The organism is Neorhizobium sp. DAR64872/K0K18 (genome assembly GCF_050500175.1).
Classification (GTDB): Bacteria; Pseudomonadota; Alphaproteobacteria; order Rhizobiales; family Rhizobiaceae; genus Neorhizobium; species Neorhizobium soli.
Window position 1 is genome coordinate 1022997 of the sequence record NZ_CP191445.1, and the last position, 12410, is coordinate 1035406.

Consider the following 12410-nt stretch of genomic DNA (forward strand, 5'->3'; position numbering starts at 1 on the left):
GCCGGATACGATGCTGCGGTATGTACCTTGTCCACTTCCACGATTGCGATTTTGCAATCGGTGCCATCCCGGCCGGTCAGATTATATGCCTGCGCAAAAAGCATTTGACAGACCAACGGATGTTCCGTATTTGTTCGTCTATGGAAAACTTTGCTCACATCTCAATACGAATAGAAAGCTAGGACGCACCCGCTTTAGCGGGCCTTCCCTTTCTGTTTGTTTTGAGGGTTCACAATGAGCATCTCCAGTCCGTCCAGCCGACAGGCGCGGCACGTTCCAACGCAAATCTTTTACCCCCTTCAATCCGTCCGCGGCACTGGCCAAATGGTTTATCGAAATCAACTGGCGAGGGATGTGGCGTGTCTTCTTGACGTCGACGCGTCGGTTTCGGCGTGGTCGTGTAAGAGCATGACTTTCGCCGTCGATGGTGAGATCTACCGACCCGACTTCGTTGTAGAACGGGATGAAGGGATCCTTGTCATTGACGTCAGTGACGGCCAAGACCGCCCAGTGTGGCTGGACGAAGTTGTGCGCTCACAGGGATTTCAATTCGAGAGCATTGGTAAAGCAGATGTTCCAGCGATCCGTCTCCGGAACGCGAAAGATCTGTTGCGGTACGCTCGTTACGACGTAACGCTTGATGATCGTGTACGTCTACTCGCGGCACTCGATGAAAACGGCACGCTGACCGTAGCCGAGTGCCTGCCAGCATTTAAGACGGTTCCCCCAATAGCCGGGCTGGCAAGCCTTATTCTATCGCGTTTCATTGCAGTCGACATCGACGATGCCCTCATCGGGCCCGAAACAACCGTTCGCCGCCACCGCGGCTGAACCACCAATCTCAGCGTCCGCGTACGTTTTCTCACGGAGATACCTGTGTCTAGATCCAAGCCTATCAAAGGGCCGTACCAACTCGCCCTGTTTTTCAGCTTGAGGCGTTCACTTCGAAGGCAATCCTGCTTCAGGGAGGGGCAACCAATCTTGCTTCTCCTGAGGGCCCCGCCCGGCGTGAATTCGAACGACTATTCACCTGTGGTCGCTAGGATCTGCAGTCAGGCCGACGACGCCTACTCTGATAAATCTGGTTTCCTGACGATTAGCGCGTCCGAGACGACGAAAGCTGTACTCAACAATTTCGGCAGCGAAACTGAAGGTAGGGACCGGGTAATTATCATCAAAGATTACCAAGCGGAGACGCCGTCGAAGATCGTTCTTGCGATCGACGCTGAAGTGCTTCTGGATAAGATTTCGCCCCTAGACTTCCGAGCTACCTGCAGAGCACTTTTTGGGATCCGCGTTAGCGCTTCCGATGCCGAGGCCGCCCTTGGCTACGACTCTGAATTCCTTTGGACCGCATTGCGTAAAGGACGCTCGATTGACGACGTACTGGCGAGGCTTGCAAAGACCACTGCGGCGTCCAGTATCAGATCTCATGCCAAAGTGCCTGACGTTCCTCCACTCACCTCAATGCATGGCTACGCTTCCGCAAAAACGTGGGGCATCGAGCTGGCGGAGGATCTAGCCGACTGGCGACGAGGCGAAATCGATTGGTCGGAAGTCGATAAAGGTATCGTTTTGTCCGGTCCACCTGGGGTCGGAAAGACGATCTTTGCTAAGGCTCTTGCACTCCACTGCAATGTCCCACTTATCGCCACCTCGTTGGGCCAGTGGCAAGCAAACGGAAATTTGGGTGATCTGCTAAAGGCGATGAGGCGAGACTTTAGTAAGGCGAAGGAGTCGGTTCCAAGCATTCTGTTTTGCGATGAACTGGATTCGTTCGGAGACAGAAAGTCATTCAGTGACGATAACAGGGATTACAGCACTCAGGTCGTGAATGCATTTTTAGAACATCTAGACGGTCTCGGCGGACGAGAGGGTGTCGTTGTGATCGGTGCAACAAACAATATTCATCGCATCGATCCGGCCATCCTGAGACCGGGTCGTCTGGATCGGCATGTTGTAATTTCGCTTCCAGATGCACGTGATCGCATCGCAATTCTGCATCAGAAACTCGGTGGAGCCGTTTGGCTGCAAGACATTGAAGGGTTGGTGGCTGCCACATCCGGCTTCTCGGGAGCTGACCTTGCGAAGGTTGCGCGGGACGCCCAACGGATTGCCCGACGGCAGAAACGCCAGCTGCTTGCCGAGGATGTCATCGCGGCACTGCCGAAGATTATCCCGATCCTTGGCCAGCATCGGCGAGCGCTCGCGGTGCACGAGGCTGGCCATACGGTCGCGCTACTTCGGCTCAACCACGGCAGGTATCGTGGCACGGTGATTGCGGATCAGGCACGCACCGATAGCGATGTTCAGGCCGGAGGAGGGGCGTATTTTGAACTACCCGCCGTAGGTTACCGGAACGTTCAGTTCTATCGCGACCACATCCTCGTGATGCTTGCAGGGATTGCCGCTGAAGAGGTTTGCTTGGGGTCTATCTCTGATGGCTCAGGTGCAGGGCAAAATTCCGATCTCGCTAATGCGACCCGGATTGCGACGAGTATGCAGACACATATGGGGATGGGAAGTCGCCTGCGGCACAGCCTGGGGCGAGAGGATCCCCACCTCGAAAGGCTGCGTCACGAGGACCCGACAGTTGCGAAATGGGTAGATGATGTTCTCGCGACGGAGTTCTCGCGAGCGAAGCAACTCCTGCGTAAGCACCGTGCGTTCATGGACCGTATCGTAGCAGCCCTTGAGGCGAACGGGTCGGTGTCGGCTGAAGAGGTCGCGATGCTCGACCGCAGGATATAGCAGCTGCGCGGTAATGGGCATCCTCGCAGTGCCCGACGCGGCGTCCCAGAAAATCCGGGTCTTTGGGTGCACGGGCACGTCCATCATTTCCGTGATTATGTTGAGGGCACAACCCGGCTCGTCTGCAACCCGAGCGGCTACCGCGAGGAATGGGAAGCTACCCGACTCAGTCAATCTAAGTGATCGACATCTCGCCCACGCGGGTTGCAAGCCATGAATATCGCAGCTTGGACGTCTCCGGCTCCACGCGTCGCTGATTACAACATAGCAGACATAGGCGTAAGAAACGAAAAAGTGGTTGGTACTCAAAGCCGTCTCAGAAAATGGAGCTGCTCGTTCTGCCGATCGTACATTCGTACGAGCTTGATTTCCCTACCTTGCGAATCTTGAGTTGAAAGCGTTGAAAAGGGATGTCTCCTCTTCTCTCCAGATAATAAGCCGAACGGTCATCTTGGACTGAACGCGACCTCCTCGCTGCGCCATATCGATCAAAAAAAGGAAGTAAGCAGGCGAAGCTGCGACTTCTATCTCTACTTGTCGTCGCAATTCGCGACCGTGACCCACCTTAAGCAAATTGGCATTGGGTTGATTATATCGTCGTTCCGAACAATAAAATTAACCGTCCCGATCCGCAGAACGATACACTCTATTATTCCGATAGAGCGAACCGTTGCTGCCGTTTATTCCGAATTTCGAACAATAGGGAAGTCTCTGAATCCGAGAAGAGGACGCGGTGGGTCATACATAAGCTCGGAAGACGAGAGTCGTAATTGTTCGAGGGTTCGGAACAATTGAAAGGGAATGTTCGGTAGTTCGGGATATTGTTTGTGATGATTCTTAGGGGATTCCGTGCAAAAGTTAGTGGATTGGTCAGAATCAACCACGCGATACACGTGTAAGAACAATTAGTTACGAGTAGTTCGAAAATTCGGAATCTATAGAAATAGAATGAACCATTTCGGTTTGCCTCAACGACCAAAGTGCAATTCACGAGCCACGAGCCACGAGCCACCAGCCACGAGCCACGAGCCACGAGCCACGAGCCACGAGCCACGAGCCACGAGCCACGAGCCCGGAGCCACGAGAGCACGCGCGGAGAGTAGTATCATCCTTTCACGCTTGATGGTTCCGAAGGCGTGATCGTGTTACGCCAGCAGCTGATCAGGTGCTACGCCCGACCGCAAACAGCTGAGCTTCCGCCGAATTAAGCTCGCGGACTGGTGTCATGAATAATATCTGCCTTAACGCCAAGACCCGCCCGGAACGGCAAATTTATGCCATCGACACCGAGCACGATTGGAAATACCGAGATCCGTACCGAGGCACAAGCTGGCTCGCGATTCAAGCTGGCCCGTTAACGATCATTTGATGCAATGCTCAATGGTGGCTCCCACCATCGTGGGAGGGGTGACGCGATGTCATCTGAAGTGCTAACGTCAAAATTGCGCAATCCATCGAAACAGACCTTTACAATCCATCCGCCGAAACGAATTAATAGCGTGTAGACTGAGAGATCCGGCAGACGCGATGATAAACACGGGACAGATGGCTAAGGCTACAAATAAGAATCCGAGCGTGAATGCCGGGGAGATCGAGGTGCATGTCAGATTTGGCCGTACTGTGGTCGGAAGCCATATAGACCGGGAAATCTCCAGAAGCGATTTAAGCGGCGACATATCCACTCGGCGGGACAGAGTTTACATATTCGACTTTTCAGCTACGCAATTCATCAACGTAAGCTCAAGCCAATACATCATAGCTTTCGCCGTGAAATGCGCCCGTCACCGGTGGAGGTTTCAGCTGATTCCTCCAGACTCGCGAAGGGTGAGAGACTTCTGGCGCCTTTGGAATTTTTTCGACGCGCTTGTCCTCGCCACGGATACTGCGCTCTCGACCATCGTTCATCCAGACGCCCGCCACCTTTTAGCTGAAGAGCAGACCACGTTCCGTGCACGATCAACGGCGACAACCTATCAAACTGGAGGCCTGCCGCTCAGGAGCCAGAACTTCTTCGGATACCACAGCATTCTTTTGAGTGGAAAGGCCAGCGGAATGGTCGCTGTGTCCGAAACTGAGCAATGGCGTACAAAGGAGATACGCGACATCCTGGATAAGGGGCTTGCCATACGGAGTGACTACCTTGCGAGCAGAGTCATCTTCGAAGCGATATTCAACGCGCTGAAGCATCCGGGGGCGCAAATAATTCAGACTGCGTCTTGGCACCCAAAGTTGTACCAGCGTTCAAGCGGAGAGACGGCTGAAGACCCGAAGGGACCATTCTCACTTGTTTTCTGGGATAATGGAAAATCATTTACTGAAATCATGAGGCGTGCGCTCATCGACGGTATAAAACTCCGTTCGAACGTAGATCCTACCTACAAAACTAGCTATTACCTCGAATATGCTGATATAACGTATGACGAGCATATGAAAAAAGAGGTCATTCTCAACTCTGACATCGACGTGACCATCGAAACGGATGAAGAGATCCGGCTTCTTTCAACAATCTTCCCAGGAATTTCAACTTCCGGACCTGAAGCAGACGAGGACCGGGAAGGAAACATAATGAGTCGCCGAGGTATGGGCCTCTACACTTTGGTGGAAACCGTCTGTAATACCCTGGGCGGCAAAGTATCTTTTCGGACCGGACGGTACTTCATGCAGCTTTCAAAAGCGGGACCTCGGAAGCAGCGGGATCATGGTGTGGACCTAGTAGCCAAGATATCGAAGGTCCCTGCCAACGTTCCGACGTTTTACGGCAACATGTTGTCAATCGATTTGCAAGCAGAATAGCCCAAATGACTATTGTTGTCCCTTTGAGGATGCGCACTGCACCTCTACAAATCAGCACCGATGCAAACTTTGTTTTAAGGAGCTTACGGGATTTATGTTTCCCTGATGATTATCAGCAGCGGATGAATTACGTTGATGATTTGAGCTTAGGCAATCCTGAGACAATCCACACCGACGACCTTTGCGAGAGGATCGTGTCTTCGATCCGAGCGTCCGGCTTGGAACATGGCGAAAGCATATTCATTGATGTCGGTGGGCCGTCGTTCGACGAGACAGTGCCTCCCAAGATCGCGAGAGCATTAGCGGACGCCGTTGACGAACTCAGCATAAAATATCAGTTCACTCAGGTCGCGATGTTGATGCAGCGCGAGTATATGCCCGCCGATCGGTTCGTGCGTCACCTTGAGATGAGTTGCTGTAAGTATCAAGCAATGATCCTTTTCGCTGACAGTGGCATGAGGTTCAATGCCGACGGGAACGGTGAGCGGTCTGACGCATTTGCAGTCAAAATACGCGATCTGTGTGCGCTGACTTCCGAATCAAACAGGGAGAACCTTCGTCTCAAGCTCATTAGGCACCGAGGGTTCTACTCACTTCCAATCGGCACGAAGACAACGGTTTCCGTTTTCGACGGTCGGAACTGTGTTGGCGAGATTTCCGAACTATTGTTGAGTCGATTAACAGAACATTTTGGCAAAGATCACCGCCATATCAACGTCCTCGTGGACGACGAGAACAGCAGGTGGCTCGCTGACGCTGCCTACAACGCGAAAATGCAGTCGGGTTCTTCGATTACATTTCATTTCGTTAGCGAGAGAGGGAAGTCTTTTTCAGACGTCAAACTAGATGCTGTACTGTTTTCAGTGATACGCTCTGGAAATACGGTGAAATCGCTGCTGACGTCTAGCTCGCACGCTATCAGGGACGATGCTTTCCTGTGGTCGCTTATTTCGTCAGAACCAAGGGCGGCTAATCTTAGCGAGCCTTACAAAAAATCGGTGAGTCTTCCGTCAGGGGCGAAAGCGAACGTCCTCGTCGAAATGGTGAAAAATTCCTTCGACGACGAACATTTATCATCTCTTTGGGCAAAGTCATCACTTGCCCCTTTCCCCGTGAGCCGTATCGAGTTGCGCGATCCTTTCCGTGCCGACGAAATGTGGTCGCTCTTGTTGGAAAGTGGGATCAAGCCGGAGACCGAGGTGCCTTCAAATCGATCCGCTTTCAAGTGGGTGCCCGATATGGAGAAATTTGTGGGTGTGCACGGGCCTTTACTAGCTGGGAAGATCGCTGCGTCGCTTTCCTCGCGAAGTGGAGGTGAGCGCGTTCCCCAGGGGACCTACTTCTTTGTACATCCGCGCGAACCTGCGGCAATCACCCTGGTGGATTACATTTGCCGGGTAACGAAAAAACGATCGATTGGTATCGAGCGAGGGGTCTTGGATGCGGTACAAGGCTGTACTGCGGTCGTCGAACTCGAGAAAAAGCTGGGTGATCCCGATCTTCTAAAGCACCTTGCGATGCTGAAGAGAGTTGCTGAGAGCGAGAAACTAAGCACGATCTACATGGGCGACGATCCTGTCAAAGTTGTTATCATAGATGAGTTTTCTGGTACGGGCGATACGGTCGATCAACTCCGCAGGCTTGCGAACATGCTCGGATGGGAAGTCCAAGCTGTAGTATGTCCGCTACTGATGGGGCCACGGACAATCAAAAATGAGTTTGTTGACCACACCTATTACGAGTTCGGTCTACCAATTTGAGATGCAGTAGATGAAAAAAGACGATCGAGATCTTCTGGCGCTTACTATTCTCCGAGATTTGCCCTCACTACCATTCACCGATAAAGCGTCCCCAGATCAGCAGACGGGGGCAAAAGAAATGATCAACAACGAGATCACAAATGCCATGAATCAGAGCGCGGGCGATCAAGATCTTGGTATCTGGATTACAACCGGTGCCTCAAAGGAAATCCCGTTTGTCCGTAAGGCGATCGAGGAACTCGGCGGCAGGTGGAAGGGTGACGCATACTTGGGTACCAATCTGAGTGGCTATAGATGTGAGATCCCTTCCAAGGATCCTGGAAAATTATTCAGGTTCGCGCTGATAGCTGCGTCACACGACGGTAAGCAGGCGCAGAGCAATTTAGTGCATCGCATCAGGAATGGCGCGGACCCGAAAGCTATAATTCTAGTTGGTATGATGGGAGGGATCCCTGGACGGGTAGATTTGCTCGATGTGGTCATCCCAACAGTTGTGTACGACGGCACGAACGTTGGGACTGAGGATAATAAGCCAAAATGGGCTAGGACTAGCCGTCCCGTCCATGAGAAATTCGCAAGCGTGTCGGCAACTTTCACAGCGGAAATTGCCGAGGAGTTCAATTTCGCCTACAAGAATACAAAGCGTGTGGTCACAACCGGTGCAACGATTGAAGACACGAATCAGGAACTCTTCGAGGAAATTGTCGGACATGACGCGGGCGAGATTGTCGGAATGGAGATGGAAGGTTATGCGGTAGTTGATGCCAGCACTGACCAACAGGGAGACAACAAAAACGTCGTTTTTGGCTTTGTCAAAGCGGTTGCTGACTATGGCAAGCAAGATCTGCCTGCTAGGCAAATCGAAATCTTGCAGGAAGCTATTCCTGAACTCAAAGACGTGACCGAGATAAAGCCGAGAAGCAATCCAGAACAGAAGAAACTGATTCAGGGTCATGCTACGAAAATAGCGTTCAAATGTGCAATTCGCTTGGCTGAATATATCGCATAGCCTTTTTCGGATACAGTAGGTTCGAACCTGCGGGCGGCCAACCTTCGAGGCCGTCACGGCACACCGAAATTATTTACACCTTCAGGCCGCAACTAGTTCCGCGCTGGCATGGGTAACCCATGCTCCTGCAATGGTTTTCAGAAGTCATCTTTCGGTCGAAGACCCTCATTGTGGAAGTTATGCAGGGCAAGCGGTCTGGCCACAGCCCACTGAGTTTTGATGCTACCTTACGCATGTGACAAAACAAGGTGGCCTCGATATCAGAACCCATTCAGCTGTGTTGCCTGGGTGCTCCGCTAGCTTGTTTGACCTTGCCCCGTTGAAATAATCCATTTTGAAGTAAGCTCTGGCCCATTGAGAGGACCAGGGAATGAAGCGCAAGCGTTTCACAGACGAACAGATCATCGGCATTCTGAAGGAGCACGAGGCGGGCACGCCAGTCGCGGAGCTTTGCCGCAAGCACGGCGTCAGCGATGCCAGTATTTATAAGTGGAAAGCCAAGTTTGGCGGCATGGACGTGTCCGAGGCCAAGCGGTTGAAGACGCTGGAGGACGAGAACACGAAGCTGAAGCGACTCCTGGCGGATGCCATGAGGGGCGTGGCAAGCCAAAGATGATCGTCAGCGACAATGGCAGCGAGTTCACCAGCAATGCGATCCTGCAATGGACGGATCGGACCAGGGTGGAATGGCACTACATCGCGCCTGGCAAGCCGATCCAGAACGCCTTCATCGAAAGCTTCAATGGGCGGCTGCGAGACGAGTTCTTGAATGAAACTCTCTTCTCGTCACTGACCCAAGCTCGATCAGCGCTTTCAAACTGGCGCAGCGATTACAACGATCACCGACCGCATTCCGGCCTCGGCTGGATGACACCTGCCGAGTTCGCTCAGACTATCAACCCGCGACGTGATGCGGTGCTGCGCAGCCGAAATGGCTCCGCACCGCAACCCGCCGCTACCGCCCCGAATACACCAACCCAAAACCGTTGGAGCGAAATCAAAACTGGATAAAACTTGGGGGCAAGGTCACTGCATCCAAATGTGCAGCTAGAGCCAACCTATCCTGCCGTGGCATCGCTCGTTAGGTGAACAGTTGAAACGGCTTCAGGCCATATCGCTCGGCCGCCTCACTCACCAACGCTCTGCCTAAGGGCTCCTCGGAAGGATCTCTGCCTCGGCCTTGTATGGCCAATTCCTATCAACCTCACTTCCAGATGTCGCCGCCGTGAAAACTTCACTATTTTCTCCGTGGAGAATTTCGGCTGCTCATCCATGGAAAGGCGACGAAGTTTACGGGGGAGGGAACCGTCGAAGCACACCACCGGCTACATCTTTCTCGGTCATCAGTGGTTTCCGTTGTAAGACTGCGAGTGCCATGACATCCTTCGATTTGATCCAGTCGTTGTTCCACGAGGCGGGTTTTCTAGGAACGTTTCAGAGTTTGTGTTCGGCTAATTGCAGCTAGTACGCTGTCTCGGCGTACCAGGGCATCGTTCAGTAGTTTACTCGGTCGCCTGTGGCAGAGTAGCGAATTTGGTGGGTACCGCCGAGATCAATCGTCGCTGTCGGGGATGAACAGCTCATCTCGAACGCTCATCACTGACTCGGATCGAAGACGACGATCTCGATTCAGATACTCGTCAATGATTGACTGAACCGCACCGATGGTCCGTCTCGGAATAATGACGACCTCTGCATCGAGTGCTGCGCATATGTTCCTCAACGTAGCGAGCTCTACGTTTGCTTTCCCGTTCTCGATACCCGAAATTTTCGATTGCGTAGTCCCGGCGAGGTCCGCAAGCGTGGCCTGGGAGATCCCCCGTGATTTCCGGATATCACGAACCAGTTCAGCAAGTCTCATGACTCATCCATTATATCGTTAAAGGTATAGGAGCCCTTAGATATATCGAATAAGGTATATCCGCAACTCGTTTTGTCAGCAGAGCTGGACGAGTAGCGGAACTAAGTCTTACCAAGACAAAGTTGGAACAGGTCCAATGGCCAGTCGCCGGAACATGTAGCCACCCTCATCTTCCCAGTCGCTAGCATATTGGCAACCCAACGTTTCGTCCTCGATCACTGTTCGCTGACGCCGCATTACAATAGGATGAATCTTGGGGAGCCTATGGGCATTATCAAATAAGTAGAATTTCGCCCTATCGTAGCCCCCGTCTTCCTTGCGCATTTGAAGCCAGAACCCTGGTGTGTTTGTCGCGTTCGCCAGTTCGTCGAGTGTGGTCGTTTCAGAGACCGGCAAACTAGTTCTCATGACCAGATGTCCGTCACGCATGCCAACAGGTGACCGGGCTAGCATCTCAAGCACTCGCGTAATCACCGCGCCCTGATCCCCAGCCAGACGTTCGGCATTGCGCAGAAGATCTTCGACGGCAATCTTTAGACTCTCAGTCATCGTATTAGAGCAGATCGCATAGGCTAGTTGGAGTTCCACCGCCGCTAATAACGTGTTCAGTTCGTCGGTTTCGAGCTTAGGCGTCACGCCGTCCGGGCAATCGAACGAGAAATCAATGTACACCGGAGAGCTGAAGTCAGTTTTCGGTCTCCAAAGGATTCCAGCAAATCTGGGATGGCCTGACGACGTAGGACATGATCCATAACCCGACAGGACAGTTTGCGTCGCGGCGCGTAGACCGCCAATCAAGTCGTTTGCGTCGACGGCGTTGATTGTCACCCCAATGTCACGGCCATTATCAGCTTCGTCAGTGTCAAAGATCGATATGTCGTAAGGTAAGCTTCGAACCGAGCCGTTTGCAGAACGAATATGAATTACGTACGGGGCGAAGAACGGCTCGCAGTCAAATTCCACATGGTGCCACTTTCCCGAGATTACGACAGTCTCACCACTGCCATCGGTCAGTGTTCTAGCTTCCTGAAATAGCGCGGCATCGTAGCCATGAACGAAGTTCGCGAATGCCTGGTTATCGTTGGGCGCCCCATACATGAAGAGCATGATTGCTTGATCTCGGATCTCGATCGCCGAATCCGGGCCACCGAGAACGATCTGCCCAACATAATCGGTTCCTTCAACTGCCATGTCGTTAGATAGCATTCGGTCGACGCTCAGGGTGTAGATCTCTTGCTGCGCAAACATCTCAACTCCGCTGCACAGGCGAAGCTCTACAGGAAGACTGGGTTTGTCTCCGGTTAGGCTGCGCGTTGTGTTGATTAGCTGTGGCTCAGATAGCGATCTCGTCGCTTCCCACTCTTCGATAAAAGAAGTGTCGCCCGGATTTTGGCCATGCGCAACAGCCGACAATCAACCTGTCATCTGCATGTGAAATTTGCGCCGTCTGGTCGTAGCGGTGATGAAGCGCTCAATGCCAGCAGTGCCAATAATTGACCGTAATGTTCTCCAAAGCCGAGCCCCGGAGCTGGCTATAGCTTTCGACTCACAGTCCAATGACGTCTTTACAAGCATCGCATATTCTCGACCTTCAACGCTTGAACTCATCGCCGTTTCGGGTCGATCTGAAGCTTTGTAAAAGTTGCAGATCGCGGCCTAATTCCTCCTTCTTGCGTCCTGCAAATATACAGATCAGCATTGAAAGACCGAAAACGAGCAAATTCTGATGTGGATACGACTGGATGACGATGAAGTCGCGCTGATACTGCAATCAATTCCCGACGGAGAGTTGGCTGAGAGACTAAAGGCGCCACCGCATCCCTTCAGCAAGGAATATGCTGATGCAGTCGTTACCAACGACGAGCTTGAAGTCGATCCCGACACGCTGATCTCACCGGGAGACAACGGTGCCTTCGTTATGAGCTGGGTCTGGGTCTACAATTTCCAGGCGGGTATCGCTGAAGACTCGGAAGACGCAGATCGTAATCTGTCCCATTTGGCGATGGTTTAGGTGTCGACGGAGGCTCAACCAGAACACAACAAGGTGTGGGTTTCTGCAGCGTCAGAGACGAGGCCGACCGGGGCCTCGCTAATGGCAGCGCCACCGTGACAGCGGGTCCTTTCAGCGCCGCTAAAACAATGGAAGCGGTTTTAGATCAAGGCCGGTCAATGCCGTCGCTTAGCGTTCGCTGCAAATCAAAAAAATCGCCCTGCCCAAGTTGAATTTGAGTGGGCG

Annotated in this window: 8 protein-coding genes and 1 pseudogene; 7 read left to right on the plus strand and 2 right to left on the minus strand. The window is 52.6% G+C overall.

Features of this window, described 5'->3' with window-relative positions:
- The first annotated feature begins 408 nt into the window (after positions 1-408).
- The 6 genes and pseudogenes from ACQY1P_RS04545 to ACQY1P_RS04570 all read left to right on the plus strand — a co-directional run bounded on the left by ACQY1P_RS04545 (position 409) and on the right by ACQY1P_RS04570 (position 9324).
- Positions 409-831: a hypothetical protein gene (locus ACQY1P_RS04545; RefSeq protein WP_430253169.1), complete on the plus strand. Its 423-nt coding sequence runs from the start codon at positions 409-411 to the stop codon at positions 829-831.
- Between the two features lie 177 nt (positions 832-1008).
- Positions 1009-2751 (plus strand): AAA family ATPase, encoded by a 1743-nt coding sequence (locus ACQY1P_RS04550; RefSeq protein ID WP_430253171.1) that lies wholly within the window; start codon positions 1009-1011, stop codon positions 2749-2751.
- Between the two features lie 1545 nt (positions 2752-4296).
- Positions 4297-5544, plus strand: coding sequence for a hypothetical protein (locus tag ACQY1P_RS04555; RefSeq protein ID WP_430253173.1), 1248 nt, complete (start codon positions 4297-4299; stop codon positions 5542-5544).
- 5 nt (positions 5545-5549) lie between these two features.
- Entirely contained in the window at positions 5550-7304 is a 1755-nt protein-coding gene (locus tag ACQY1P_RS04560; protein ID WP_430253175.1) for a hypothetical protein, read from the plus strand.
- A 10-nt stretch (positions 7305-7314) separates the two neighbouring features.
- Positions 7315-8313 carry a hypothetical protein gene (locus tag ACQY1P_RS04565; protein WP_430253177.1) on the plus strand — a complete coding sequence of 333 codons (999 nt, stop codon included), beginning with the start codon at positions 7315-7317 and terminating at the stop codon, positions 8311-8313.
- Positions 8314-8683: 370 nt separating this feature from the next.
- Positions 8684-9324, plus strand: a pseudogene (locus ACQY1P_RS04570) (integrase core domain-containing protein).
- Between the two features lie 541 nt (positions 9325-9865).
- Here the strand turns inward: ACQY1P_RS04570 and ACQY1P_RS04575 are convergent.
- Both ACQY1P_RS04575 and ACQY1P_RS04580 read right to left on the minus strand, forming a co-directional pair.
- Positions 9866-10174, minus strand: a complete 309-nt coding sequence (locus tag ACQY1P_RS04575) for a helix-turn-helix domain-containing protein (protein ID WP_430253179.1) — start codon at positions 10172-10174, stop codon at positions 9866-9868.
- 108 nt (positions 10175-10282) lie between these two features.
- Positions 10283-11422 carry a hypothetical protein gene (locus ACQY1P_RS04580; protein ID WP_430253181.1) on the minus strand — a complete coding sequence of 380 codons (1140 nt, stop codon included), beginning with the start codon at positions 11420-11422 and terminating at the stop codon, positions 10283-10285.
- 478 nt (positions 11423-11900) lie between these two features.
- Between ACQY1P_RS04580 and ACQY1P_RS04585 the strand changes: the two genes are divergently transcribed.
- Positions 11901-12185 carry a hypothetical protein gene (locus tag ACQY1P_RS04585; RefSeq protein ID WP_430253183.1) on the plus strand — a complete coding sequence of 95 codons (285 nt, stop codon included), beginning with the start codon at positions 11901-11903 and terminating at the stop codon, positions 12183-12185.
- Positions 12186-12410: the final 225 nt, after the last annotated feature.

Bases quoted from the DNA above. Each gene is read 5' to 3' on its own strand.
- ACQY1P_RS04555 (WP_430253173.1), top strand. From the start codon at position 4,297: ATGGCTAAGGCTACAAATAAGAATCCGAGCGTGAATGCCGGGGAGATC.
- ACQY1P_RS04560 (WP_430253175.1), top strand. From the start codon at position 5,550: ATGACTATTGTTGTCCCTTTGAGGATGCGCACTGCACCTCTACAAATC.
- ACQY1P_RS04580 (WP_430253181.1), bottom strand. From the start codon at position 11,422: ATGTTTGCGCAGCAAGAGATCTACACCCTGAGCGTCGACCGAATGCTA.
- ACQY1P_RS04585 (WP_430253183.1), top strand. From the start codon at position 11,901: ATGTGGATACGACTGGATGACGATGAAGTCGCGCTGATACTGCAATCA.
- ACQY1P_RS04545 (WP_430253169.1), top strand. From the start codon at position 409: ATGACTTTCGCCGTCGATGGTGAGATCTACCGACCCGACTTCGTTGTA.
- ACQY1P_RS04575 (WP_430253179.1), bottom strand. From the start codon at position 10,174: ATGAGACTTGCTGAACTGGTTCGTGATATCCGGAAATCACGGGGGATC.
- ACQY1P_RS04565 (WP_430253177.1), top strand. From the start codon at position 7,315: ATGAAAAAAGACGATCGAGATCTTCTGGCGCTTACTATTCTCCGAGAT.